At 51.3% G+C, this 26,982-nt stretch carries 22 protein-coding genes and 1 pseudogene; 12 read left to right on the forward strand and 11 right to left on the reverse strand.

The features are described 5' to 3' along the window. Positions 1-27 precede the first annotated feature (27 nt). Entirely contained in the window at positions 28-930 is a 903-nt protein-coding gene (locus CRO57_RS20530) for a DMT family transporter (RefSeq protein ID WP_097155379.1), read from the forward strand. Here CRO57_RS20530 and CRO57_RS20535 read toward each other — a convergent pair. Further along, positions 902-1,867: a DMT family transporter gene (locus tag CRO57_RS20535; RefSeq protein WP_244580170.1), complete on the reverse strand. Its 966-nt coding sequence runs from the start codon at positions 1,865-1,867 to the stop codon at positions 902-904. The two genes, CRO57_RS20530 and CRO57_RS20535, sit on opposite strands and share 29 nt — an antisense overlap. Positions 1,868-2,102: 235 nt before the next feature. Between CRO57_RS20535 and CRO57_RS20540 the strand changes: the two genes are divergently transcribed. Next, on the forward strand, positions 2,103-3,587 hold the full coding sequence (locus CRO57_RS20540) for a helicase HerA domain-containing protein (protein ID WP_097155380.1): 1,485 nt from the start codon (positions 2,103-2,105) through the stop codon (positions 3,585-3,587). 76 nt (positions 3,588-3,663) lie between these two features. Here CRO57_RS20540 and mnmA read toward each other — a convergent pair whose 3' ends face one another. Then, positions 3,664-4,845 (reverse strand): tRNA 2-thiouridine(34) synthase MnmA, encoded by a 1,182-nt coding sequence (mnmA, locus tag CRO57_RS20545; RefSeq protein ID WP_097155381.1) that lies wholly within the window; start codon positions 4,843-4,845, stop codon positions 3,664-3,666. A 325-nt stretch (positions 4,846-5,170) separates the two neighbouring features. On the opposite strand from mnmA, the gene CRO57_RS20550 reads away from it, so the two are divergent. From CRO57_RS20550 to flhA, 9 genes are all read left to right on the forward strand, one after another. Continuing rightward, positions 5,171-7,243: a flagellar hook-length control protein FliK gene (locus CRO57_RS20550; RefSeq protein WP_097155382.1), complete on the forward strand. Its 2,073-nt coding sequence runs from the start codon at positions 5,171-5,173 to the stop codon at positions 7,241-7,243. An 18-nt stretch (positions 7,244-7,261) separates the two neighbouring features. Next, positions 7,262-7,930 (forward strand): flagellar hook assembly protein FlgD, encoded by a 669-nt coding sequence (locus tag CRO57_RS20555; protein WP_097155383.1) that lies wholly within the window; start codon positions 7,262-7,264, stop codon positions 7,928-7,930. Positions 7,931-8,155: 225 nt separating this feature from the next. Then, complete coding sequence (gene sciP / locus CRO57_RS20560) at positions 8,156-8,428, forward strand: CtrA inhibitor SciP (protein WP_097155384.1); 273 nt, start codon at positions 8,156-8,158, stop codon at positions 8,426-8,428. 369 nt (positions 8,429-8,797) lie between these two features. Next, positions 8,798-10,483 (forward strand): flagellar basal-body MS-ring/collar protein FliF, encoded by a 1,686-nt coding sequence (fliF, locus tag CRO57_RS20565; RefSeq protein ID WP_342068290.1) that lies wholly within the window; start codon positions 8,798-8,800, stop codon positions 10,481-10,483. A 9-nt stretch (positions 10,484-10,492) separates the two neighbouring features. Beyond that, the gene (gene fliG / locus CRO57_RS20570; RefSeq protein ID WP_097155385.1) at positions 10,493-11,551 is read left to right on the forward strand and encodes a flagellar motor switch protein FliG; all 1,059 of its coding nucleotides are present in this window, start codon (positions 10,493-10,495) and stop codon (positions 11,549-11,551) included. A 66-nt stretch (positions 11,552-11,617) separates the two neighbouring features. Next, entirely contained in the window at positions 11,618-12,595 is a 978-nt protein-coding gene (locus CRO57_RS20575; RefSeq protein ID WP_097155386.1) for a FliH/SctL family protein, read from the forward strand. After that, positions 12,592-12,936 (forward strand): flagellar motor switch protein FliN, encoded by a 345-nt coding sequence (gene fliN / locus CRO57_RS20580; RefSeq protein ID WP_097155387.1) that lies wholly within the window; start codon positions 12,592-12,594, stop codon positions 12,934-12,936. Before CRO57_RS20575 ends, fliN begins: the two co-directional genes overlap by 4 nt. A 15-nt stretch (positions 12,937-12,951) precedes the next feature. After that, a complete protein-coding gene (flbD, locus tag CRO57_RS20585; RefSeq protein ID WP_097155388.1) occupies positions 12,952-14,325 on the forward strand; it encodes a sigma-54-dependent transcriptional regulator FlbD in 1,374 nt (457 codons plus the stop codon). 100 nt (positions 14,326-14,425) lie between these two features. Continuing rightward, the gene (gene flhA, locus CRO57_RS20590; RefSeq protein WP_097155493.1) at positions 14,426-16,591 is read left to right on the forward strand and encodes a flagellar biosynthesis protein FlhA; all 2,166 of its coding nucleotides are present in this window, start codon (positions 14,426-14,428) and stop codon (positions 16,589-16,591) included. Positions 16,592-16,615: 24 nt separating this feature from the next. On the opposite strand, the gene CRO57_RS20595 is transcribed toward flhA, so the two are convergent. The 4 genes from CRO57_RS20595 to fliI all read right to left on the reverse strand — a co-directional run bounded on the left by CRO57_RS20595 (position 16,616) and on the right by fliI (position 19,485). Next, the gene (locus CRO57_RS20595; protein WP_244580171.1) at positions 16,616-16,981 is read right to left on the reverse strand and encodes a 6,7-dimethyl-8-ribityllumazine synthase; all 366 of its coding nucleotides are present in this window, start codon (positions 16,979-16,981) and stop codon (positions 16,616-16,618) included. A gap of 68 nt (positions 16,982-17,049) precedes the next feature. Next, on the reverse strand, positions 17,050-17,514 hold the full coding sequence (locus CRO57_RS20600; protein ID WP_244580172.1) for a paraquat-inducible protein A: 465 nt from the start codon (positions 17,512-17,514) through the stop codon (positions 17,050-17,052). A gap of 206 nt (positions 17,515-17,720) precedes the next feature. Then, positions 17,721-18,134, reverse strand: a complete 414-nt coding sequence (fliJ, locus tag CRO57_RS20605) for a flagellar export protein FliJ (RefSeq protein WP_097155390.1) — start codon at positions 18,132-18,134, stop codon at positions 17,721-17,723. 13 nt (positions 18,135-18,147) lie between these two features. Then, positions 18,148-19,485, reverse strand: coding sequence for a flagellar protein export ATPase FliI (gene fliI / locus CRO57_RS20610; protein ID WP_097155495.1), 1,338 nt, complete (start codon positions 19,483-19,485; stop codon positions 18,148-18,150). A 370-nt stretch (positions 19,486-19,855) separates the two neighbouring features. Here fliI and ctrA point away from each other — a divergent pair, with 370 nt between their 5' ends. After that, positions 19,856-20,557 carry a response regulator transcription factor CtrA gene (gene ctrA, locus CRO57_RS20615; protein WP_097155391.1) on the forward strand — a complete coding sequence of 234 codons (702 nt, stop codon included), beginning with the start codon at positions 19,856-19,858 and terminating at the stop codon, positions 20,555-20,557. Positions 20,558-21,180: 623 nt separating this feature from the next. Here the strand turns inward: ctrA and CRO57_RS20625 are convergent. The 5 genes and pseudogenes from CRO57_RS20625 to CRO57_RS20645 all read right to left on the reverse strand — a co-directional run. Beyond that, positions 21,181-22,026 (reverse strand): annotated as a pseudogene (locus CRO57_RS20625) (CheR family methyltransferase); the annotation flags it as partial. Beyond that, complete coding sequence (locus CRO57_RS20630; protein ID WP_097155394.1) at positions 22,023-23,252, reverse strand: protein-glutamate methylesterase/protein-glutamine glutaminase; 1,230 nt, start codon at positions 23,250-23,252, stop codon at positions 22,023-22,025. The gene CRO57_RS20630 and the pseudogene CRO57_RS20625, both read right to left, overlap by 4 nt. A gap of 34 nt (positions 23,253-23,286) precedes the next feature. Further along, the gene (locus CRO57_RS20635) at positions 23,287-23,652 is read right to left on the reverse strand and encodes a response regulator (protein WP_097155395.1); all 366 of its coding nucleotides are present in this window, start codon (positions 23,650-23,652) and stop codon (positions 23,287-23,289) included. A 28-nt stretch (positions 23,653-23,680) separates the two neighbouring features. Further along, on the reverse strand, positions 23,681-24,172 hold the full coding sequence (locus CRO57_RS20640; protein WP_097155396.1) for a chemotaxis protein CheW: 492 nt from the start codon (positions 24,170-24,172) through the stop codon (positions 23,681-23,683). After that, positions 24,169-26,982 carry a hybrid sensor histidine kinase/response regulator gene (locus CRO57_RS20645; protein ID WP_097155397.1) on the reverse strand — a complete coding sequence of 938 codons (2,814 nt, stop codon included), beginning with the start codon at positions 26,980-26,982 and terminating at the stop codon, positions 24,169-24,171. Before CRO57_RS20645 ends, CRO57_RS20640 begins: the two co-directional genes overlap by 4 nt.

Here is a 26,982-nt window from a genome sequence, read left to right on the forward strand (position 1 = left end):
AGCTGCCTATCATTCGGATAATCTTACATGGAATTGGGTATTCTCGCCGCCATATGCGCTGCAATCATTTGGGCGGCTGCATCCATTGTATCCTACCGACCAGTCATCCATTTCGGCGTGCTGGATTTCACCCGCATCCAGCTTCCCATGTCCGCTTTATTGCTTGGCCTTGTCGTCACCTTGCAAGGCAATTGGGGCAGTCTGAATTGGGCACAATGGATACCCATCGCCTTCTCCGGCATCATTGGCATTCTGCTGGGGGATATAGCTTTGCATTCCTGCCTCAAATATGGCGGTCCGCGCCGTATGCAACTTCTTTTCGCGCTCAATGCTCCCATGGCATCCCTCATCGGTTTTCTTGCACTTGGAGAAGTCCTGAGCCTTAGCGATGCCATTGGCGGCTTTCTGATCCTGACAGGCATTGCACTGGCTATTCTTTATAACAATCCGCAATCCAATGATGGCACAGGCGAAAAACTGACCGGTAGTTTGTTACAAGTGCTGTTCTGGGGGTTGCTCTCCGCACTCTGTCAGGCAATTGGCCTGATCATCATGAAGCCAATTGTAGATGCTGGCACAGATCCGTTGGCTGCCAGTGCCGCTCGCACAATTCTCAGCGCCGTCTTGCTGATGACCACGTTGCTGATCCCGCAAATGCGTTTTCGCACTGTCGACAAACAGGATATCGCCCCCATTGTCCTCGCCACGGTCGCAGGCTGGATGGGCTATGTGGGGGCCATGAGCTTACTGATTTTCGCATTGCAAAGTCAGAATACAGGCATTGTCGCCGTTCTGGGATCGACAGCACCAATCATGATCTTGCCGATCCTGTGGGTCATCAACAAACGTCCTCCAGCTCTTCCAGGTTGGGCAGGCGCTGGTCTGGCTATTGGCGGAATAGCTATCCTCTCAGAGATGCCGTTTCACTAGGCTTCTTTGATCTCAGATAGTTCAAGGCCCTGCCATCGACAACAAGCAAACCGAAACCGATCAAAATCATTCCTAGGATGTGAGACAGCTTCATGCTCTCTCCCAGAATGAGCACGCCAAGCAAAATCGCAAACACCGGTATCAACAACGTAACCAGTGAAGCATTGGTCGCACCAGCCTCATCCAGCAGGCGAAAATAAAGAATATAAGCCCAGGCAGTCGACAAAACGGCAAGCAGAACAACACTTAATATCACCCAAAACGATGGCAGTGTACTCACCCCCGCCCAATCATCCCAGATCATGATCGGCAGCAGTAACAAGCTGGACGCACAGACTTGTCCCATCGCCCCAACCACTGGATCCACACCCATGGCACGAAATCGCCGGGCATGGACGGCCGCAAAGCCATAAGACAGGGCAGCACCTAGAATTGCCAATTGTGCCCATAGGGAATTACTCAATCCAGACAAAGCATCCACACCGGATATGGCAACAATGCCAAGCAATCCCAGCACCACACCCATTACCTTGTTCAGACTCAATCTTTCATCTGCTAGCAAAAGCCCGGCGACAAGCATCGTGAAGATCGGCGTGGTGCCATTGAGGATCGAGGCAAGACCTGACGTAATGCTTTTCTGACCCCATACAATCAGAGAGAACGGCACCACGTTATTCAAAAAGCCCATAATAAAAAATGCCAGCCAGATGTTCGGGCTTTTGGGAATGGTTCGTCCAGTCATCAGAACGAATGCCACCAGCACAAGCGCAGCCAAGCCAACCCGACAGAACACAATCATCATGGTTGGCAATTCTGCAATGCTGACTTTGACAAAGAAGAAGGCACCACCCCATAAAAAGGCAAGCAAGATCAGCATGCCCCATTGCCGGGGTGCCATCACCAAACCGATTGCTGTTTGCGATGAGGTCGATTTCATACCTCTTTCTCCCAAGCATGTTATTGTGTTCTATCGTTCAAATGACTTTGATATCACTCTCCCTGCTCTCTCCCCACCCGTTTCTTGCTCAATCACAAAACTTACAACCATCCACAGCCTCAAAAGTGACAAAGACATGTGAGAGTTCGGGTATCAACGATAATCCTCACTTCCTAAATTGCTGCGAATCGGAGACGTTGCCTCTCTAGTTGAATTATAGGAAATCTGCGCCCCAATGACCGTCAGCATTAATCTCGGCACCATGAAACTGGGAAATCCGGCAGAAATGGATCTGGAAGAATTGCTGGCTACACGTCTGCTGGTTCAGGGCAATTCCGGTTCGGGCAAATCCCATCTCTTGCGTCGCATTCTGGAACAAAGTGCCCCTTGGGTGCAGCAAATCGTGATTGACCCGGAAGGCGACTTCGTAACATTGGCCGAAAAATTCGGCCACGCTGTTGTCGATGCCATCGGCACCGAGCGCGATCTGACCATGATTGCCGCCCGTGTACGCCAGCATCGTATCTCTGCAGTGCTCAATCTCGAAGGTCTGGATGCAGATCGTCAGATGCGCGCCGCCAGTGCTTTCCTCAATGGTCTGTTCGATATCGACCGCAATTACTGGTATCCGGCACTGGTTGTGGTGGATGAAGCCCAACTCTTTGCTCCGGCTGCTGGTGGTGAGGTAAGCGAAGAAGCACGCCGTATGTCCCTTGGCGCCATGACCAACCTGATGTGTCGCGGCCGCAAACGTGGCTTGGCTGGTATTATCGCCACCCAGCGACTGGCAAAGCTTGCCAAGAATGTTGCCGCAGAAGCCTCCAACTTCCTGATGGGAAGAACCTTTCTGGATATCGATATGGCTCGCGCATCAGATTTGCTGGGCATGGAACGTCGTCAGGCAGAGACATTCCGAAATCTGGATCGTGGGCACTTTGTGGCTCTGGGCCCAGCTCTTTATCGTCGCTCTGAAACCGTCAGGATCGGCGCTGTCGAAACAGCGGCCCGCTCTACCAGCCCCAAACTGATGCCACTACCGGAACGCTCAACCGAAAGCCTGGATGATCTTCTGTTCAAACCAGGAACCGATGATGAACCCGGCCCAGCTCTGCATGCTCCGGCCCAGACCACAGCAGAAGTTTTGCAACAGCTTGCACATTTGCGCATGGAAGCAAAATTTCCGGATGAGCCCGAACCACAATTGGAACTGGATTCGGGCCTCAGCCTTGAAGAGCGTGAGGAAATCCTGCATCGGATTCTGGGCGAACTTCTGGAAGATGAAGAAGCGGCATTCCAACCGATCTCGGTTCTCTATCAGGATTTTCAGGTTCGCTGCCGCATCGACAAGCAATTGAAAACAGTGCCGGAATTACAGGAATTTCGGCAACTCCTTTCTGTCGCGCGTGCCAAACTGGACACGCAGGAAGAGGAACTGGACGAGGATCAGTGGAAGCAAGCTACCCTTGTTGCAGAGCAATTGCCCGAGGAAATGCGCGGTGTCTATCTGGTACTGGCCAAAGCTGCCATAGGCAAGAAGCCCTGCCCAACCAATATCGAGCTAGCCACCGCATACGGCACTCGCTCACCAGGTCGCGCCCGTTGGCTACTGACCTATATGGAAGAGCGCGGTTTTCTGATCTGCGCCAACGATCTGCGTGGCAATCGAATTGTTACGCTCAAGGATCTGGGTCACCAGACCGAACCCGGCAACCCGGAATAGTCTCAAATAACTTTGACAAACAGACAAAAAAGCCGGGCAAGCCCGGCTTTTTCATAATCAATGGGACCATTTATGATCAAGCATTGATCGCATCTTGCACATTGGACGGTTGACGAATTTGAGCCACGGACTTGGTACTGGCAATCCAGCCGCCACCCCAGAGTTCGGACTCCTTATCAACACTGTCATAGAAGACACAAGCCTGACCTGGCGCGACACCTTCCTCACCATCCAGAAGTTCGACCTCGAACCCTCCATCATCGGTCACATGCAATAGTGCGGCCTTCGGAGGACGGGTTGAGCGAACTTTGGCATAAATCTCCAGACCCTTTTCCGGAATCTCGGACACATCGATAGGACCCAACCAGTTTACTTCACGCAGCTTCAGACGACGTGTTGCCAATGCTTCACGTGGACCGACGATAACTTGCTTCTTTTCCGCATCCAGTTTGACGACAAACAATGGTTCGCCTGCAGAAACACCCAGACCACGGCGCTGACCAACAGTGTAGCGGATAATACCTTTATGTTGGCCCAGAACACGTCCATCAATATGAACAATATCACCAGGTTCAGCAGCGCCAGGATGCAAACGTTCAATCACATCGGTATATTTTCCAGTCGGAACGAAGCAGATATCCTGACTATCCTGCTTGTCCGCAACGCTCAAACCAAGTTCACGGGCCAACGCACGGGCTTCCGGTTTTGGCATACCACCAAGCGGGAAGCGCAAGAAGTCGATCTGCTCTTGTGTCGTAGCAAACAGGAAATAACTCTGATCACGATCTTCATCGGTCGGGCGATAAAGAACCCGGCGATTTCCTTTCTGACGAGATGTAATATAGTGGCCAGTCGCCATCACATCAGCGCCAAATTCCTTGGCAGTCTCGAGCAAATCCTGAAATTTGACGGTCTGGTTACAAGCGACGCAAGGCACTGGGGTTTCGCCAGCCAGATAGCTCTCGGCAAACCGATCAATGACCGCTTCCTTGAAGCGGCTTTCATAGTCCAGCACATAGTGAGGGATACCCAGATGCTCGGCAACACGCTTTGCATCCTGAATATCCTGTCCTGCACAACAAGCACCAGCCCGATGCATGGCTTTGCCATGATCATAAAGCTGCAATGTGACGCCGATGACATCATACCCCTGCTGCTTCAACAAAGCGGCTGTAACGGAGCTATCCACTCCGCCGGACATAGCAACAACAACACGGGTATCTTCTGGGCGACCAGGTAAATCAAGACTGTTTGACATAAACAGATTCCATCTCTCATCTCACCAACAACAGCACTGGTCCTCGACTGCTTGAACCGGAATGGTCAGTTCCGATCTGTCGGCTTATTTTCCGCCTTTATATAGGTATTGATCGAAAACACCAAACCCCAAACTGGAGATTTTGAGTAAAAAAACGCATTTGACCCGGCAAGAATTGCCTCAAGCAGGCAGTTTTTCACCGCCTTGGCCCTCACAGCTTCGAAGTCACATCCCCAAAATCAGCAGAAATCAGCCTTTCTGAAAATTCAAAAACTTGGCACGATCCTTGAATAGGATATGGGTGAACTCATGTACGAGGAAAAATATGGTCGCTCAGTATTCTGTCTTGCCTGTAGTGGAGAGCCCTCCCCCTGCCAAAGGAAAGTTGCCAACAAACGGGCAGTCTTCGGCTGATGATATGCGCAAGTTTGAACGGGAAATGGATAAAGTCCAAGCCGATGAGCGAGCATCACGCAACTCTGATCGGTCGTCAACACAACCCGGAAAAAGCGATGCGCCTGCCAAGCCTCATGCAAATAGCGACAGACAGGCCAGCGTCAATTCGGATCAGCACGCCCAAAATCCCAAGCCAGATGGCGGGCCAATTGCTGCCGATCAGTCCATATCTGTCAAAAAACCAGCTGCTGACCAAGCCACCCAGGAAGCACCAGAGTCCAAATCCGAAGTGCCTGCGGAAATTGCCAATCTGACCAATTGGCAACTCTTGGAGCAGGTTGCCAACAAGCGCGACGATAAGAATAAAACTGGTTCTGCGCTATTGATGGATAGTGCGGCCCCGAAGGTTGAGGATGAAACACCGGTGAAAACCGGCAAAGACCATACCACTCTGGCAGACATTGCTGCTCAGATAGAATCCATTGGCAACGAAACTGCCAAGGTCCCGGCAACGGACGCTGAGGGTGAAATTGATCCGAAACTCACAAAGCAACTTATCCAAACCGGTGAAAAGTCCGAAGCAGAATTGGGTACCGTCAAAATAGGAAACGGCAAGGAAGACGCAGCAATTGGCACTGAGGGCAAAGGCCAGCCAGTGATCGACGCTGAGATTACCAGCACCAAAACAGTGACGGAAGCTGGCATTGTTGCTCCGAACAAAACTACAAAAGCATTCAAAAATGACGACCAGAGCCAACAGAATGTCCCTGGCACCAAATCCGGCAACAAAACCATTGCTGCGGAGCAGGTGACGGATTCTAATGCAGAAGCCATCTCGCAAAATGGTGACGCTATCTCGGACAGGCCGGATGCAAATGTGACTGACAAGGAAGAGCAGTCAATATTAGCAAAAGCACAAGAACCAGCTCAGCAGTCAGTTGAACAGTCAGCCAGAACTCACGCTTCAGATACCGAACAACCAGCTGTTCACGCAACTGACACTGCCAACTTGTCAGATGATCAACTTGTCAAAGCAGACATTGAGCAAGTAACAGAGCAGTCAGCAAAACCAACGCCGACTCCAACACAGAACACCCAGGCAACTACGGACGCCACGAACCAGAACACACAATCCCAATCTGCGCTTGCTCAAAGTTCCAGTGAAGGAACAACACCTGCTACCCAGAGCAAGGAAGCCCTGGCAGCACAGCGCGCAGCAAGCGATCCTGATCAGAAACAAGCGACCAGTGAAGACAATCCATCTGATATTGCCAAGTCGGAAATCCGGACGGACGCCAGATCTGATAAATCAGCGCCAACGGTCAATGATCGTCAGGAACAGTTGGCCAAGTTGCGCGCTCCCAAGGGAGCCATTTTCTCTGAACTAATGGCTGGGGTCAAAGCAGATGCAGGCCAAATGACCGATATGGATGGTGCGAATGATCTGTTCGATCCAACTGTAGAGATGGATCTCTCAAACTCCATGTCTCAGGACAGAAGCGTTCGTTTGACCGGGTTTGATGCCTTTGCCAAGACAGGCAATCTGCCCACCTCCGCCAGTTTGGCAAATGCCCAAGCCATCGCCGCCCAGATATCTCGCCATGTACGTGGCGGAGAAAATCGCTTCGAGATTCGACTGGATCCAGCTGAACTGGGCAAGATCGATGTAAAATTGACCATTGGCTCTGACGGTCAGGCTCGAGCGCATCTTTTTGTCGAGCGCCCCGAAACCATGGACTTCCTGATGCGCGATCAGCGAATGCTGGAACGCACGCTGCAACAAAGCGGTTTGCAGCTTGAAGACAAGGGTCTGGAATTCTCTTTGATGGACCAGGGGGATCAAAATCAGCAATGGGCAGAGCAACAGAACCAGTCGGACGATGACATTTACTCTTCATCGTCTGACAGAGCCGACAACACAGATGCAGCAACGGAAGCGCCGGTCAATGGCGCACTTGCACAGAATTACGTCGCCACAGATGGCGTCAATTTGGTCATCTAAGCCGGAAGGGATTAAACCATGACTGCAGTTGGTGGCGTATCAGCCGGCACACAGGGAACAGCACAGAAGGATCAGGCCGGACTGGTCGGCAATTATGAGACATTCCTCACCCTTCTGACCACACAGCTGAAGAACCAAAGCCCGCTCGACCCGATGGATGCCAACCAGTTCACCGAACAATTGGTACAATATTCCAGCGTCGAACAGCAGATCAAGGCCAACCAGCAAATGGAAAATCTGGTAGCTATGTCCGCTGCCAACAATGCCTTGAACAGTCTGAACTTTGTAGGCAAGACCGTCACCATTGACGGATCCAAAGGCAATCTGACAAGCGGCGGTACATTGACTTACAAATTCGATATGCCATCGGATGCCAAGGGTACAGTAACCATTCGCAATGCATCAGGTCAGGTAGTAACGGTCAAACAGGGCGTGGAGTTCAAATCCGGCGCTCAGACCTATGAATGGAATGGCAAGAATAGTGCAGGTGTCCGAATGGCACCTGGTACCTATTCCATTCAGATCGACGCACTGGATACCAGCGGAAACAACGTTGCAGCAACAACCGATCAGACCGGAACGGTCGATAAGGTCGATGTGAGCAGTTCCAATCCTCTTCTCATCATCGGCGGCCAGGCCATCGCAATGTCGCAGGTAAAATCCATCGCCCAAACCAGCGGCAGTTAAGGCACTTCAAGCGCAATTTGCACGACTTTTCGTTATGGTTAAGAGGCTTTTAACGGCTTCAAAAGCGATAAAAGTCATCATTTCCGCGACTTATTGGCAATATGCAAGATCACTCGCATTTCGCATTCCGATTCATTACCAAAGTGTTTCCAGAGGCTTAGGTCTTTTTTAAAGGCATTGTTCTATTCTCAACTTCGATGAGGTCAGGTTGAGTGTGAGAGTACAATGACCGATCAAACACGTGCTAGAGTAAAATATGTCATCGGCCCCGATGGGTCCCCGTTGACCATAGCAGATCTACCACCCGAGAATACTCGTCGGTGGGTGATCCGGCGCAAGGCTGAAGTCGTTGCCGCAGTACGCGGTGGCTTGTTGAGCCTGGAAGAAGCGTGTCAGAAATATACGCTGACAGTTGAGGAATTCCTTAGCTGGCAGAGTTCCATCGACCAACACGGTCTGGCGGGTCTGCGTGCAACACGGGTCCAGCAATATCGCTGAGGCATATTGGGAGGCAGGGCAACCTGACCAACCAGAAAATCTCAAAAGGTCGGCGTAAAAAAGCGCCGGCCTTTTTTATTGCCCGTCAAATGTTTATCTCTTTCCGACGCCAAGCACCCTCACTCAACAGCCGGCCCGATCAGACCTGGCAAATCAGTCATGATCATTTGAGCCAATCTCCACTTCTGGGGAAAAATTGGCTCCATTCTTCGCCTCAAATTTCGCTTCTCCATAGATAAAAAGGGGATAAACGACCCTGTGAGTCGTTTTTTTCATACCAATTTGAGCGGAAAAGGTCGTGCACCACAAAGTGTTAACCACTCGTTAACCATTTCCTTAACACCTTGTTAACCAATCGCTAGGAAAATATTGCCTAGTGATTTGGGTAAGGCCGAAAAGGCACAAAGGGCGACTGGCGTGAACGCACTGACAGAATTTTTCAAGACGCTGGGACCAGTAAGACTGGCAGCAATGGGTGTGGTCACAGCCGTACTCGTTGGCTTCTTTGCCTTTATCATGATGCGCGTCTCCGAACCGACCCTCTCACCGCTCTATACCGACCTTGCTTTTGAAGATTCCATCCAGATCACAAAATTGCTGGAAGCGCAAAATGTAAAGCACGAGATCCGTCAGGAAGGCGCTGTCATCCTGGCACCGAAAGACCAGATCCTGCGCCTGCGCATGCAGCTGGCAGAGAGCGGCCTGCCTGCGGGCGGCAATGTCGGTTATGAAATCTTCGACAAGAGCGAAACACTTGGCACCACGTCCTTCGTGCAGAATGTCAATCATCTGCGCGCGCTGGAAGGTGAGCTTGCCCGCTCCATTCGCACCATTCGCAATGTTCGCCAAGCGCGTGTTCATCTGGTTCTTCCCAAACGCCAGCTTTTCAAACGGGATCAGAAACCACCCTCTGCGTCCATCGCTGTCAAATTACAGGGCAATCTGGGACAAACCCAGATACAGGCAATCCAGCATCTGGTTGGTTCTGCCGTTGAGGGTCTGAATCCGGAAAATGTGACGATCATTGATGCCAAGGGTCGTTTGCTGGCATCTGGTCGCGGCAATGACGAGAATTATCTCTCCGCCCGTATGGACGAGCGAACTCAGCAACTGGAAAATCGACTTCGCAATCAGGTAGAGGACATCATCGCCAAAATCGTAGGAGATGGTCGGGCCCGCATCGAAGTCGCTGCAGAACTCGATTTCAACAAGGTTACCGAAACATCCGATACCTTTGATCCTGACGGTCAGGTGATCCGCTCCACTCAAACCCGCTCGGAATCCGCAAAAAGCAACGAAAAAGAAGGCAATGATGGCGTAACTGTTGGCAATGAGCTCCCGGGCGCTGCCGACAATACCGGCAATGGGGCCGGTCGTCAGGAAGCAACCGACGTTACCGAAGAGCTTGTCAATTACGAAATCTCTCGCAAGACCACGACCGAAGTGGTTCAGGGTGGCCGTGTCAAACGTCTCTCTGTTGCAGTTCTGGTAGATGGCACATATGAGAAAAATGATACAGGCGAGCTGACCTACAAACCAAGAAGTGCTGAAGAGCTTGAACAGATTTCCAGTCTGGTGCGTTCGGCAGTTGGCTATGTTCAAACCCGTGGTGACAAGGTCGAAGTCATCAACATGCAGTTCGCTGATGGTCCACAAACCATCTTTGACGACAGTGGCGACGAGCTCTTTGCCTTCACCAAGGATGACTATATCCGCTTTGCCGAACTCGGCATCCTTCTTCTCATGACCCTTCTGGTCCTGTTCCTCGTTGTACGTCCGTTGATGAAGCGCATGCTCGAAAAGCCGGAACAAGAGAACGAAGAAGGCATCGTCATTGGGCCAGATGGCCAGCCTATGGTCTTGAATGATGATGGCGACATGGTACCTGCACCTGAGAATGAAGAACCAGTTCACCCGACAATGAAAGCCATCGAGCATGCACAATTGCAAGGCTCCTTGCAGGCCGACACTCTATTGCGTGTTGGTGAACTCGTAGAAGAAAATCCTGAAGAAGCAGCCAAGATCGTTCGGCTGTGGCTTCAGGATGCAGCATAGGATTTCACTATGTCAGCCAATGCACTTGCAACAATGGGCAACAATAGCGGCGTCTCTATCGACAACGAAGAGCGCGAACTCGATGGTGCTGAAAAGTCTGCAGTGCTGCTTCTGGCACTGGGCGACGAGCATGGTGCCGAAATCTGGAAGCGTCTGGACGACATAGAGATCAAGCAGGTCTCTATCGCAATGGCAAAACTGGGTGGCATCACACCTAATATGCTGGATGACCTGATCGTGGAATTCGTCTCGCGTCTGACCTCTAAAGGCAGCGTAACCGGCAATTATGATTCGACAGAGAAACTACTACGATCCTTCCTGCCAAATGACCGTGTCAGCACGATCATGGAAGAAATTCGGGGGCCTGCTGGTCGCAACATGTGGGAGAAACTCTCCAATGTTCAGGAAAATGTTCTGGCCAACTATCTGAAGAACGAGTATCCGCAGACAGTTGCCGTGGTTCTTTCCAAAATCAAATCGGACCATGCAGCCCGTGTTCTGTCCATCATGCCGGAAGAGTTCGGACTTGAGGTTATCAATCGCATGCTCTCCATGGAAGCGGTGCAAAAGGAAGTCTTGCAAAAGGTCGAGCAGACCCTGCGCGTGGAATTCATGTCAAATCTTTCCACCACCTCTCGTCGCGATGCTCACGAGGTGATGGCAGACATCTTCAACAACTTCGACCGCCAGACAGAGGCACGACTTTTGGCAGCTCTCGAAGAAGAGAACAGAGAATCCGCAGAAAAGATCAAGCAACTCATGTTCACCTTCGAAGATCTCTCCAAGCTCGACGCAGGTGGCATTCAGACCTTGCTCCAGAATGTCGAAAAAGACGCATTGTCTCTGGCTCTCAAAGGCGCCAACGAAACCATTCGCGAGCTGTTCTTTGGCAACATGTCCACCCGTGCAGCCGCCATGCTGCAGGAAGATATGGAAACCATGGGCCCTGTTCGTCTCAAGGACGTGGACGAAGCACAGGGCACCATGGTCAATGTCGCCAAAGATCTCGCAGCCCGTGGCGAATTGATGATCGCCAAAGGCAATGGCGAAGACGAACTGATCTACTAATACGCATAATTTGAAATACTAACCCGCAACACGAACCGACCCCAAAGACCTCAGGAACTGAATTCGATGGCACAGCCCGCCCGCTACCTTTTTGATCTGAATTTCTCAGCTCCCCCCGAGCCTGAGATCGAAGAGGTCGTGGAAGAAGAAATCATTGAGGAAGAACCTCCTGAGCCAATGATCACAGTTGCAGAACATGAGGCCTTGATCGAAACCATTCGTCAACAGGCCTATGAGCAAGGTTTGGCTGATGGTCGTCAGGAGCGCGAGCAAAACGCCGCGGAGAAGAGTGCCGAGCTTCAAAAGTCCATCCTCGATGAAATTGCCATGGTCTATACCGAGGTCGGCACCTTGCTTGCCCGTCTGGAACGCGATGCCAGCCACCTTGCCTTTGCTTTCGCCAGCAGTTTCGCGCAAAAGCTCGTGGCGCAAGAGCCAAAAGCTGAAATACAGGCCTTGCTAAACCAGATTCTGGCACCATTGCGCAAAAGCCCGCATTTGATCATCCGTGTGCACTCCAGTCTTGCTGATGAAATCCGACAAACAACGCAAGATCAGATGAAGGAACTGGGTTTCGAGGGCTCGCTGATGATTACGGAAGATGATGCCGTGGCGCCAGGAGATTGCGAAGTGGAATGGAACGATGGTGGAATTGGGCGCAACATGCGTGCCGCCATGCATCATGCAGAAGAGTTGCTTGATCAACATTTTGCGCACATCCCGCAAGACGAGACAGAAGATGATGACAATGCGAATGAAGACATTTCGGCAGAACCAGAGATAGCATCAGAAGAAACTACACCCGATGAGCAGGAAACGCCTGAGCTTTCTGACGGGGATCAGTTGGAAATGAACAAACCTGCTGAGACTGCTGAACCCGATTTAAATTTGGATATGCCACAGGGGTTGAGCGAATCCCAACCAGACATGTCCATGACAACAGAACCAGCAGCGCATGATACAGATCATCATGTCACTCCTGACCCGGATCTTGAAACAGCAACGCATGACCAGTCCGATCAACCCCAAGGAGAGCCACAATGAGCGATAGTCCAGAAAATGACGGCTTGAACTTGCAGGAACAGGATATGTCTGTCGATCAGGCAGGAGCTGGTGAAGATGGCACGCCCTCCCCCAAAAATGCCGCTGATCTCGAAGCTGTCTTCGACGTCCCGGTTCGCGTCTCAGCCGTTCTTGGTCGCGCCCAGATGCCTGTCAATGAATTGCTCAATCTTGATGTGGGCAATGTACTGGAGCTGGATCGCAAGGTGGGGGAAGCCGTGGATATTTATGTGAATGCCCGACTGGTTGCCCGTGGCGAAGTGGTGCTGGTGGAAGACAAGCTGGGCGTGACCATGACCGAAATTATCAAAGCTGATAAGTAAGCCAGGAGAAACATTATGCGCCTTCTCATTGCAGGATCATTGAACGGCCAGCTCTCTATGGCGACAAAAATCGCTTTGGACCGCGGAGCCCAGGTCTCTCATACCGAAACGATGCAACTGGCCCTCAGTCATTTGCGGGCTGGTCGCGGGGCAGACTTGATGATGGTCGATGTCAATCTCGACATTGCTCACTTGATCCAATCCCTCGAAAACGAACATATCACAGTTCCGGTTGTGGCCTGTGGCGTGGAAAATGATGCCCGAGCCGCGGTGAAAGCCATTCGTGCCGGTGCCAAGGAATACATCCCTCTTCCACCCGATCCAGACGTCATTGCGGCTGTTCTCGAAGCTGTCTCCCAAGATCAGGGAAATCTGATTTTCCGCGACCCAGCCATGGGGAGCCTCATGCAATTGGCCAATCAGATTGCACCAAGTGACGCATCTGTACTGGTCACCGGCGAAAGCGGTACCGGCAAGGAAGTACTGGCCCGGTATCTGCATGGAAAATCCCGACGCGCGGCCAAACCTTTTGTGTCGGTCAATTGCGCCGCTATCCCGGATAATCTTCTGGAATCTGAGTTATTCGGTCACGAAAAAGGGGCATTTACCGGTGCAATCGCCCGCCGGATCGGCAAATTCGAAGAAGCCAATGGCGGTACCTTGTTGCTCGATGAGATTTCCGAAATGGACATCCGTTTGCAGGCCAAGCTTCTACGTGCCATTCAGGAACGTGTGATCGACCGCGTCGGTGGTGCCCAATCTGTCTCCGTTGATATCCGCATCATCGCAACTTCCAACCGCAATCTGGCGGATGAAGTACGTTCAGGTACCTTCCGCGAGGATTTGCTCTATCGGCTTAACGTTATCAACCTGCAGATTCCGGCTCTTCGTGAACGTCCGCAAGATATTGATGTGCTTGCCAACCATTTTGCCGATAAATATGCGCAAGCCAATGGTCTACCCCAACGTAAACTAAGCGGGGAATGCACACGCCACCTGCATGCCAATCAGTGGTCTGGCAATGTCCGTGAGCTGGAAAATACCATGCATCGCGCGGTGCTGCTCTCAACCGGAACCGAAATCGGCCCTGAAGCCCTTCGGATGCCTGATGGCAGTCGTATGGATCAAACCATCATTGGTATGGCCAGCGGCCCGGCTGCACAAGCTGTTATGGCCGCCGAAGGTGTAACGCGCACCATGGTTGGACGAACAGTGGCAGAAGTCGAGCAGGATCTGATCCTCGACACGCTGGATCATTGCCTGGACAACCGCACACATGCAGCCAATATCCTTGGCATCTCCATCCGCACATTGCGGAACAAGTTGCGCCAATACGCATCAGAAGGCGTGGATATCCCGCAACCAGGAGAAGGAAAGATCGCCAGCTAAGGCACGAGTCTTCTAAGAGAAAGGCAAGCACGACCAAACACTGAATTCCCGCTTTGAAAAGCAAAACAGGATTTAAGGCATGAGCGACGCAACGGCCCCGATGGCTGAGACTGCCAGCGCCCCTCCAGGTGATGGAGGAGACGCACCAGTTGAGGCTGGCCTGAGTGCACCATCCGGCCCTTCCTTTGGCAGTCATATTGCCAACGCAATTGACGTTTTACGGCGTGGAGATCTGGGTCTTGCCATCGGAGTGATGGTGATTTTGGTGGTGATGATCCTGCCAATGCCAGGTTTCATGCTGGACATGTTTCTGGCAGTTTCCATCATTTTTTCCATCCTCATTCTGATGACGGCGCTCTTCATTCGCGCACCATTGGAATTCTCCGCTTTTCCAACCGTCCTTCTCGTCGCCACCATGTTGCGGCTGGCACTGAACCTCGCATCCACCCGTCTGATTCTGGCTTATGGGCATGAAGGCTCTAGCGCCGCAGGTAATGTCATCGAGGCTTTTGGAGCCTTCATCACGCGTGGCAATTTCGTCATCGGGGTGATTGTCTTTGCCATCTTGGTTACCGTGAACTTTGTTGTGATCACCAAGGGTTCCGGTCGTATTGCCGAAGTGGCTGCCCGCTTCACCCTGGATGCCATGCCCGGCAAACAAATGGCAATCGACGCAGATTTGTCCGCAGGCCTCATTGACGATCAGGAAGCCAAAAAGCGCCGTAAGGATCTCTCCGATGAAAGCTCTTTCTTTGGTGCCATGGATGGTGCATCAAAGTTCGTACGCGGCGATGCCATCGCCGGTCTCGTCATCACATTCATCAATGTCCTGGGTGGTATCATTATCGGCGTGGCGCAAAAGGAAATGGCCTTTGGTGACGCGGCAGAAGCGTATACTCTGCTGACAATCGGCGATGGTCTGGTATCCCAGATTCCCGCTCTTATCGTCTCCACTGCCGCTGGTATGTTGGTGTCAAAAGCTGGCGTTTCCGGCTCCGCCGACCGCGCCATGGTAGAGCAGCTTTCAGGCTATCCAAAAGCACTGGGCATGTCCTCGGCAGTCATGGTCGTCATGGCCTTCTTGCCGGGTATGCCAGCCATGCCGTTTCTGGCTCTGGCAGGCGGTGCCGGTTATATGGCCTATCGCTCGAGCCAAAAGCAAAAGGAAGAAGTCGCTCAACAGATCATCCAACAGCAACAGGAGACTCTGGAAGAAGCAGCCCCACCAAGCGAGGAACCAATCAGTCAGGTCCTCAAAATGGACGAATTACGCCTTGAACTGGGTTATGGCCTGATCTCCATGGCCAATGGCGAAGGGTCCGAACTGCTGACTGAACAGATCAAGGCGCTTCGTCGTCAACTGGCATCCGAGATGGGTTTTGTCATGCCAGCTGTACGCATTCTGGATAATGTCCAATTGCAAGGCAACGACTATGTCCTGAAAGTCAAGGAAGTGGAAGTGGGCCGGGGCGTGGTTTATCCGGGTCAATTCATGAGCATGGATCCAACCGGCGCACCGATTTCATTACCCGGAGCCCAAACAACCGAACCAACCTTTGGTCTGCCAGCTACCTGGATTGATGCATCCTTGCGTGAGGAAGCCGCTATTCTCGGCCTGACCGTGGTCGACCCGGCTACCGTCATTTCCACTCACCTGACCGAGATCATCAAAGCCAATATGTCTGAACTGCTCTCTTATGGTGTGGTTCAAGGATTGCTGGACGAATTGCCAGATGAACAGAAGAAACTGGTCGATGATATTGTTCCAAGCCAGATCACCATTTCCGGCATCCAGCGTGTGCTGCAAAGTCTCCTGGAAGAGCGTATTTCCATTCGCGATCTGAGTTCCATTCTGGAAGGAATTGCCGACGCCTCGGGCTTTACGCGCTCCGTGCAAGCCATGACAGAGCATGTACGTTCACGACTGTCCCTGCAAATCTGCGCTTCCCATCAGGCACCAGGCGGTTATCTGCCCATCATCACTCTCTCTCCCGTATGGGAGCAGGAATTTGCGTCTGCCTTGATTGGAGATGGTGATGAAAAGCAACTCGCCATGGCTCCCAGCAAACTGCAGGAGTTCGTCGGATTGGTTCGTGATGCCTTTGAAGATGCGGCACAGATGGGAGAAATCCCGGTTTTGCTAACCTCTCCAGGCACTCGCCCCTATGTTCGCTCGATCATCGAACGTTTCCGTGCACACACAACGGTCCTAAGCCAGAGCGAAGTTCATACACGTGTAAGATTGAAAACAGTTGGCACCATATAGGTTCAAATCCCAGATATTCCGAGCTTATCCAACCCATATCTTGACCACTGGCAAATTTCCAAGCGTCGTCATGCACGCTTCAGCGGTTTCCGCTCCATTGGTCACAAAATGGCGGGAGCAGTAAGTCAGATGCCCATCATGCCCATGAAAGTGATATGGGGTCGAAGTAACCGAGAGAACAGGCACACCGCTATCCAGCTGCGCGCGAGTCACACCATCAATCACTGCAGTCGCCACAAAGTCATGTCGATAGATGCCTTCATCTACGACCAGAGCGCAAGCGATGATGGCATCATACTCGCCACTCCGAGCCAACAGCTTGGCTTGAAGTGGAATTTCATAATCGCCCGCAACATCAAAGGCATCAATGGCATCGAAATTGATACCCAACTCACCCCACCTCAGAGACAAAGTCCTTATTGAATGACAGACAACCGAGGTAAACTTGTTTTGATATCCTATCGTTTGATCATCATGGCTGCAAAAGCAGAGCCAAGTGTCGCGAAGGCGTAGAACCATAGCCCAGGCAAGACCGACGCCGTCGCCAAGCCGGATGTCTTGGCTGAAAAGACAACCAGAGCAACCAACAGCACATCCATCATCGACCATTTGCTGGTCAACCCAAGAAGAGCAATGGAGCGCCCGCGCCCAACCCGTCCCTTGTAAGCGATATAATGAAGTAGCAAGATCTTGCCACTGGGAAAAACAAGCGAGAACAGTCCCACAATCCCGGCCAGGACCGGCTCACCATCCTGCCAAAGTCCCATCAGGATCGATAGCAGGGACGGCGTCTCGGTAAAAAGAAGCAATTTATCCATACTGACGAGCGGCAAAACAAGCCCCAGACCAAAACTAAAGGCAACAAGAGCAAGCAGTAAGGGAAGAAGGAACGACAATCGGGCCTCTCGGAATTTCTCAGACATCAAGCATTTGACGAATGAGCAATCTAGCCCGATTCACTTTTGAAGGATACAAAAACAAAAAACTCCGACAGCCAGCCGGACAGGCAGATTTTCATCCAACTGTCGGCCAGCCAATGGAGCATTGAAAACAGATCTGCAGTTCTCTAGCAATCTGTCACGGATAAGCCTCTCGGTCACAAGACAGGCCAATCCTCAAATATGAGCTATCAGCCGCGACGATGTCGGCCGATCATACTGAAATCGTCCAACTCAGCCTGTTCGGTTTCTTCCTGAGCAGCACGATCGCGTGCCTGATCTCGCTCTTCCAGTTTCTCGACTTTCTTCAAGTCTCCGATGGCTTCGCGCAATTGATCCTGCGCGCGTTCCAACTGCTCGTTGAGATCGTCGATAGAAACCTGCAAATTCTCTTTTCGCTGGATCGCTGCCTTGGCAAACGTAGGATAGGCAAAGTGAGCCACATCATTAATGCCAGCTTTTTCTTCTTCAAAGGCGATCTGATCGTCCAGATCCTTGATCATCGTCTGGAACTCGGTGACCATCAATTCGATCTGACCGACCTGACGGCGCTTATCATCCACCTGAAAACGTTTTAGGCGGATAAGACTGTCACGTGACTTCATTACTCAATACTCCTTAAAGCCCCGAATCTTCCCTGTTCAAATGCTCCCCGACAATCCCATTCAGCAACTCATAACCTTCATGCAAGCTGGTCGCCTCTCCCTTATACTGGGTCAAGTAAGCTTCCAGCGGCTCATGCAGGGCAATCGCCAAATCGACCTCGGGGTCGCTTCCCTTTTTATAGGCTCCCAATCGGATAAGCTCTTCCATATCCGAAAAAGTCGCCATGTACTGCTTCGCCTTTAATACGCTTGGCCAATAGGCCGGGTCAGCAGCTTTGGGGAGTGTACGCGAAACTGATTTCAAAATACTTATCGCCGGATATCTTCCCCGCTCCGCAATTTGCCGTTCCATGACGATGTGGCCATCCAAAATGCCCCTTACAGCGTCAGCAACTGGCTCGTTGTGATTATCACCTTCCACTAAAACAGTAAAAAGTCCCGTAACAGATCCCTCTTTTTTTAGCCCAGGACCCGCTCTTTCCAATAATTTCGGCAATTCTGCAAATACTGTGGGCGTATATCCCTTGGAAGTAGGTGGCTCTCCAGCCGCCAAACCAATTTCACGTTGAGCCTGTGCAAATCTTGTAACTGAATCCATCATGCACAAAACCTGTTTGCCCTCACCGCGAAAATACTCCGCCAAAGCCAGCGTCAGATAAGCAGCCTGACGTCGCATCAACGCCATTTCATCGGAAGTCGCAACAACAACAACGGATCGAGCCAGGCCCTCCTCCCCCAGATCATCTTCGATAAATTCCTGCACCTCGCGACCACGTTCACCAATCAGACCAATGACATTCACATCCGATGAGGCATTTCGAGCCAGCATGGAAAGAAGCACTGACTTGCCAACACCAGACCCGGCGAAGATGCCCATACGTTGTCCCTGGCAGAGCGTGATGAAAGAGTTAATGGCCCGCACACCCAAATCCATGGGCCTGCCAACTCGGGTTCGGGCATGCGCAGCAGGAGGTTTGGCACGCAAAGGCATCGTTACATGGCCACGTGGGAGTGGACCTTTACCATCGATTGGATCACCAAAAGCGTTAACAACACGGCCCAACCATCCTTTAGTCGGACGTATGCTCGCTGCAGGTAACAAATCGGCCCGGCATCCCATTCGGATGCCCTCGAGCTCCGAAAACGGCAAACAAAGGGCCTTGTCATTGGCAAAACCCACAACTTCACACAGGATGGGATCATGGTCGCGACTCTTGATCGATACCATCGACCCCACACTCATCTCAAACAAAGGGCCAACAACTTCAACCAGATGCCCCTGAATTGAGGAAACACGCCCGTAAGAATGGCGCGGTGTTACATCTTCAAGCTTTCCAATTAAATCCTGCACCATTGCCAAACCTTTACTGATTCTGTCCCATCGTAACGATTCGTTTACCCGTATGGTTAATTATAAATCCATAGGATTCATAAAGGTAAATTTTGCCCAGTTGAAATGCTTAATATGTTGCCGAGTCAAGAGAGTCACTTAGCAGACTTTCTTAAAGTGAAACTTTAAGTCGCGTACTAGGAAAATTTTACCTAGTATTCAAATAGATACCACTTTTTTTTGGTAAAGTTTCAGACAAGGCTTGCATGATGGAATCAGGATTTGTTAACCATTATGCATTAGCTTTTTTACTGGGATGTGATTTGGTCCTTAGCACCTGCAGAAAGTCAGGTTGCTCCAAGCCCAGGAAAGGCAAGATGAGGGGATTGGCATGCGAGTTTTGCTAATTGAGGACGACAGCGCCACGGCACAGAGCATCGAGTTGATGCTCAAGTCCGAAAGTTTCAATGTCTACACCACCGACCTTGGTGAAGAAGGCATCGATCTTGGCAAGTTGTACGATTATGACATTATACTTCTGGATTTGAACCTGCCGGACATGTCCGGTTACGAGGTGCTGCGAACGTTACGCGTCTCAAAGGTGAAAACTCCAATTTTGATTCTGTCCGGTCTGGCCGGAATCGAAGACAAGGTCCGTGGCCTCGGCTTTGGTGCCGACGACTATATGACCAAACCATTCCACAAAGACGAATTGGTTGCTCGTATTCACGCAATTGTGCGCCGCTCCAAAGGCCATGCACAATCCGTGATCACGACCGGCGAACTGACCGTCAATCTGGATACCAAAACTGTTGAAGTCAACAGTCAGCGCGTGCATCTGACCGGCAAGGAATATCAGATGCTGGAATTGCTCAGCCTGCGCAAGGGTACGACCCTTACAAAGGAAATGTTCCTCAACCATTTATATGGTGGCATGGACGAGCCAGAGCTGAAAATCATCGATGTATTCATCTGTAAATTGCGCAAGAAACTGGCAACAGCTACCGGTGGTCGAAATTATATCGAGACTGTCTGGGGCCGTGGTTATGTGCTGCGCGAACCGGATGAAGAGGGCTTGAAAGAAAGCGCCTGACTTCGCCTGAAGTTCCTGGTTCCCTCACGAGATTGCAACCCGCCTTGCTCGCATGGCGGGTTTTGCTTTGCCAACTTTCTCCAGGAAGGCACACAATACTTTGGTGATGATAATCGAGTATTTTGGAAAAGTTGACGCACTTTTCAGATAAGGACTCGCTTCAAAACATGAAGTGAAAATCTTTTTCAGTCGTTCAACAATCGTGAGAACGGCTTTGGTCGACCAACCAATCATCTCATCACAATCGCGCATTCGCAATAAATCACCTGAACGCAATCCGCTAAATCGGCCATACCAGCAAAGCAAAAAGGCGCCTGAGAACCCCAGACGCCCTGATCATATCGTTGTAGTAAGATCCATTATTTTTTCAAGCTGGTAAACCGCGATCCAGCGCCCGAAGGCCGAGTGGTTGAGCCGGATGATCCAGTTGATCCGGGACGAGATGTTCCCAGACGGCTGGCGCCACTGGATCCTAAACCACTGGTTGCTGGTTTGGTTATGCCAGGTCGAGACAGTCCGCCAGCAGCAGATCCCGCACTGGCAGCACCTGGACGTGTAGCTCCCGTACCGACAGCCGCACGTGTCCCACCAACTGCAGCAGAAGGACGCATCCCCCCACCAGCAGCAACGGCATTCAACGCAGGCTTCGCAGCAGCAGCAGCACGAGCGGTGCTATACAGTCCGCGTTTGCCTGGAACAGATTTGAACTCATTGCTCAAACCAACCACAGTCTCTGCGGCACCAAGCACCAGATAGCCATCATCCGGCATCTGTTTGGAAATGCGGTTCATGATGTCAGACTTGGTAGTCTGATCAAAATAAATCAGAACGTTGCGACAGAAGACCACATCAAACTGACCAAGAGCGGTAAAGCTATCCAACAGATTATATGGCTTATAAGTCACCATCGAGCGGATATCAGGATTAACCTGCCACATCTCACCATGTTGGGTAAAATATTTCAGCAAGAACTGCACTGGCAGACCACGCTGCACTTCAAACTGGCTGTAATAGCCGACCTTGGCCTTTTCCAGAACTTCGTTGGACAGATCTGTCCCGATAATCTCGAAGCGCGCACCATTCAGCTTGGAAGCATTTTCCTTGATACACATGGCAAGGGAATAAGGTTCCTGCCCGGTAGAGGCTGCTGCGCACCAGATACGGATTTTCTTACCCGGACGATTGGCCGTCATATGGGGTAGGATCGTCTCGGTGAAATGGTCAAACGGCGTCTTATCACGAAAGAAGAAGGACTCATTGGTAGTCATCGCCTCGACCACCTGATTTTGCAATCCCTTCTCTGACGGCGTTTTCAATTTGGCAATCAAATCCGATATGGTCTGCAAACCCGCCTTACGCGCGATAGGCATCAAGCGGCTTTCAATCAGATATTGCTTATCGTTTGACAGTACCAGCCCTGACTTCTGTTTAAGGAAGCTCTGAAGGTAGGCATATTCTTGTGGTGTCATTGCCGTTCCCCTCTAAATATACGTGTAACTTTTGAGCCAATTTGCGCAAGTGGCAGAACTGCGGCACAAACCCCGGCCTGCGCGGCTGCCCCAGGCATGCCCCATACAACGCTGGAAGCCTCGTCCTGAGCAATAATGCTGCCTCCGGCGTCAACAATATGCTGCGCTCCTGCAGCACCATCATGGCCCATACCGGTCAGGATCACTCCAAGGGATGCAGCTCCATAAACCTTGGCAGCACTTTCAAAAAATGGATCAACAGCAGGTTTGCAGAAATTCACCGGAGGTTCATCATTCAGCTGAACAACGACCTGTCCCGCCTGCTTTGCCAGCACCATATGCTTTCCGCCCGGAGCTACATAAATTTGTCCGGCCTTGACCACTTCCCCATGTTGCGCTTCTGCGGACGGAGAGCCTGAAGCCCTCGCCAGATGGTCAGCCAAAATTGCGGTAAATGTGACTGGCATATGCTGCGTGATCAGTATCGGAACACCAGACATTTGAGGTCCGATTTCACCAAGCAGTTTTTCAAGAGCCTGAGGCCCGCCAGTGGAACTGCCAATCAACAAAGCTCTTGGACGGGCGCTGCCAAAGGATCGCAAGGCGATCCCTCCAGCACCACGAGCTGCAGCAGCCGCAGCGGCTACCGGGCGTGCACCACCTGCTGCTGTGGCCGTCTCGGCGCGCATGGCGCCTGGACGCGGCGCGGGCTGTGGCGCAGTTGCTCCGGCTGGTCGGGAGGCACGAAATCCACCTGCTCCCGGTGCAGGCCGTTGTGGCATTCCGCCAAGTCCTTTGACCTTATTGAGGAGCTCGCGACGAAAATCAGTCGAAGTGGTAATCTGGCTATTGCTTTCCGGCTTTGGAACATAGTCCGCAGCACCCAGCGACAGCGCCTTCAAGCTGATTTCAGCATTGCGACGCGTCAGCGTCGAAGCCATGATAACTTTGGTCGCAGGGTAGGTTTTAAGCAACAAAGGAAGTGCTGTAAGACCATCCATATCCGGCATCTCGATATCGAGAATAACAATGTCCGGCTTGGACTTGGCAATATCCTCTACCGCAAGACGCCCATTGCGATGTGAATTCACCAGTAGTAGATCGGGATCTTCATTGATCCAGCGGCCTATCAACCCCCGGATAACGACAGAATCGTCTACAACCATCACTTTAATCTGGCGCGCAGCCGAAGAAGCCGCAGCAGCATTTGCAGACATAAGACCCATTCAATCTCTCTCTGGCTTGGAAATATATAAAGTCCTAGATCAGGCCAACTTCCTGGAATTTCGCTTCAACAATCTCACGATCAAAAGGTTTCATGATATATTCGTTGGCTCCGGCGCGAATGGCTTTGGCAATATGAGCCACGTCATTCTCTGTGGTGCAGAAGATCACCTTTGGATCATCTCCTCCATCCAGCTTGCGCAATTCAACCAGAAAATCCAGACCATCCATGACAGGCATGTTCCAGTCCAACAGAACCGCATCAGGCATCTGGTCAACACAGCTATCCAGTGCGACCTGGCCGTCTTCGGCTTCTGTAATCTCAAACTCAAGATCTTCCAGAATGCGCCTTGCTACCTTGCGGATCACACTGGAATCATCAACAACGAGACATTTCTTCATTACTTCACTCCTATCCCGACTGATCGCTTTAAGCAGCTACACTAATTTTTTCCACCATATCGCCCAGTACACGATCAACATCGAGAATAACCATCAGATTACTATCCAGCCGATGTACACCCGCCGCAATATCGGCCCAACGAGGATCCAGATTGGATGGAACGGATTCCTTGGAACTCTCTGAAAGATCCAGAACTTCCCCGACGCTATCGATGATCAAACCATAGGATTCTTCCTTGAATTCGATCCCGATCGCCATCAGATTCTCTACGTTTTCCAATGGTTTCAGTCCCAGCCGGCGACGCATGTCAATTGCTGTAACGATACGTCCCCTCAGGTTGAGTACCCCGGCCACTTCCGGTCTGGAAAGCGGCACCCGTGTCATGGATTCCGGAACAAAAACATCATGAACGCGGCTTATCTGCAATCCGAACAACTGATCACAGATATAGATGGTTACATACTGAATGGTTTCATCCAGGTTTTCACCATCCAGCTCTTTGTTGGTATGATCATTCATGCTGCTACTCCCAGCTCAACATTCTGTTCCTTGAGCGATGCAATCAGCCCAGGACGGTCAAATTTCGCTACATAGTCGTTGAAGCCAGCCCGACGACCGCGCTCGATAGCCTGTGGTGTACACAGGGACGACAATGCAATGATCGGAATATCCCGCGTCGCAGGATTACGTCGAATGGCCTCGCAGAATTCGAAACCGTTCATCTCGGGCATTTCGATATCGCTGACCACGATCTCATAACCAGGGTCACGCTCCAATACAGCCAATCCGTCTTGAGCGGAGGAGCAGATAGTAACCTGATAACCTGCAGCTTTCAGCACCGGACCAAGCATATTACGGAAGAAGGAGCTGTCATCAACAAACAGCAATTTCTTGACCAAGGCCACCTCGTCCAGTTCCTTGCGATGGAACCAGTCTTCAAATGCTTGTGGCAGGAAGTGACCAACATCGATAATCTCGGTTGCTTTACCTTTGATGACCGCAGTTCCCAAAATGCCAGGAACCTCGGAGGAAACCTCGATATCCAGATGTTCGTCAACAATATCGACGATCTCATCAACCACAAGCCCCATTGAGCGGCCTGCATCAGAGAAGACCAACATCGGCTGCGAGCCTTCGGTCTTCCGCTCGATATAGTTATTGACCTGAACCAACGGCATCAGGCTGCCTCGATATTGAACCATATCTCGTCCATTGGAATATTCGATCTTGTCGATTTCAAATTCCTCAAGACGCGTAACCAAAGATAACGGTACAGCTTTTGGTTCGGCAGAGCCTGCACGGAAGATAAGCAGGGAAACCTTGTTGTTCTCTTCTTCCGGCAAGGAAGCTTTCTCTTCTTCTTCCACTTCCTGAGACATATCGGTTCCAACATGGCTACCAAAGGCCTGAGCCACACCATTCGGATCCAAAATCATGATCACACTACCGTCACCCAAAATGGTATTGCCGGAGAACAGGGTCAGATTGCGCAACATGGACGCCATTGGTTTGACCACGATTTCCTCGGTATGGAAGACGGCATCGACCACAACACCAAAGATTTGCGGGCCAACCTGCATGACAATGATGAAGCCATTATCATCCAGTTCAATCTCCTCATCGCGCTTCTCTTCAATACCCAGCAGATTGGACAGATGAATAAGAGGCAGCAACTTGTTACGCAAACGAAGGACAGGCGTATCCTTGATACGTTCAATCTTATGTTCGGAATTGTTCTGAACGCGTACCAGTTCAACAACGGATAGTTGTGGGATAGCGAAGCGATCGCCAGAAGCTTCCACCAGCAGACTGGAAACAATAGCCAGGGTCAGCGGGATCTTGATCGAGAAGACAGATCCCTTGCCTGCAGTTGATTTCAGATCGACAGAACCACCGATCACTTCAATATTGTTGCGAACAACATCCATGCCTACACCACGACCAGACACGTTGGTCACTTTCTCGGCAGTGGAGAAACCCGCAGCAAAGATGAATTTGTTGATCTGCTGCTCGCTCATTTTCTCAAGCTCGGCTTCGGTCGCCAATTCATTCTTGAGAATTTTTTCCTTGATCTTTTCGGTATTCAGACCACGACCATCATCTTCAATATCAATGATGATGTGACCACCTTCATGATACGCAGATAACTTGACAGTTCCTTTTGCTTGCTTGCCCATCGCAACACGCTCATCAGGCATTTCAAGCCCATGGTCAGCCGAGTTACGCACCATATGGGTCAGTGGGTCCTTGATCAGTTCCAGTACCTGGCGATCAAGCTCGGTATCCTGACCAACCATGACCAGATCAATCTGCTTGCCCAGATCATTGGCCAAATCGCGCACGATACGAGGCAATTTCTGCCAGGCATTGCCAATTGGCTGCATTCGGGTCTTCATGACGCCTTCCTGCAATTCAACTGTCACATTGGACAAGCGTTGCAGTGGCACCTTGAATTCTGAATCTTCATGACGGCGAACAATTTCAAGCAACTGATTACGGGTCAGAACCAGCTCGGAAACCATGGTCATCAGATGCTCAAGCGTCTCGACATTCACGCGAATGGACTGATTGGCAACAGATTTGGTCTCTTTGTCAGCAGCTTTCGCCTCTGGTTCTTTTTTCGGCGCAGGCTTGACTGGCTCCTTCTTCGCAACCGGCTTGGCACCAGAGCGCTTCTGTGCGGCCGCGGCCGCTACAGCCTCTTCAGCTGCCGCTTTAGCATTAGCCTCAACATCAAAGTCCTCGGGACCATCAGCGTCACGGAAAGCACGCTCCAGATCATCCAACGAGACTTCACCTGCCTTGAGTTCACGCTCAAGAACCTGATAAACCTCGGCGGGCTTATCATCATCAGATTCAGAACTTTCCGGTTCCGATGCTTCAGCGACGGGTTCGTCAGGGGTTTCCGCACTGGGTGCATCCGCTTCGGCAGCACCGGCTTGCCCGGCATATTTGCCAATGCCAGCCAGCCGGTCCAGATGATCGATGAGGTCTTCATCCGATCCTTCCGGCTCACTTTCGGTTGCTTCAAGCTCGGACATGATCTCTTTAATGCGATCAAGCGACTTCAGAATAATGGAAACCGACTCTTCGGTGACGGGGGCCCCATCGCGGAACTTTCCCATCAAGGTCTCTGCGGCGTGAGCCAGACTTTCCAGGCGAGGAAGGCCCAGAAAACCACAGGTCCCTTTAATGGTATGAACCAGTCGAAAAATGTTATCGAGGATCTGAGCGTTGTTCGGTTCTTGTTCAAACTTGACAAGCTCTACATCAACGACATCCAAGCTTTCATTGGTTTCTTCGATAAATTCACGTAACAAATCATCCAT

The sequence above is a fragment of the Cohaesibacter gelatinilyticus genome, assembly GCF_900215605.1.
Classification (GTDB): Bacteria; Pseudomonadota; Alphaproteobacteria; order Rhizobiales; family Cohaesibacteraceae; genus Cohaesibacter; species Cohaesibacter gelatinilyticus.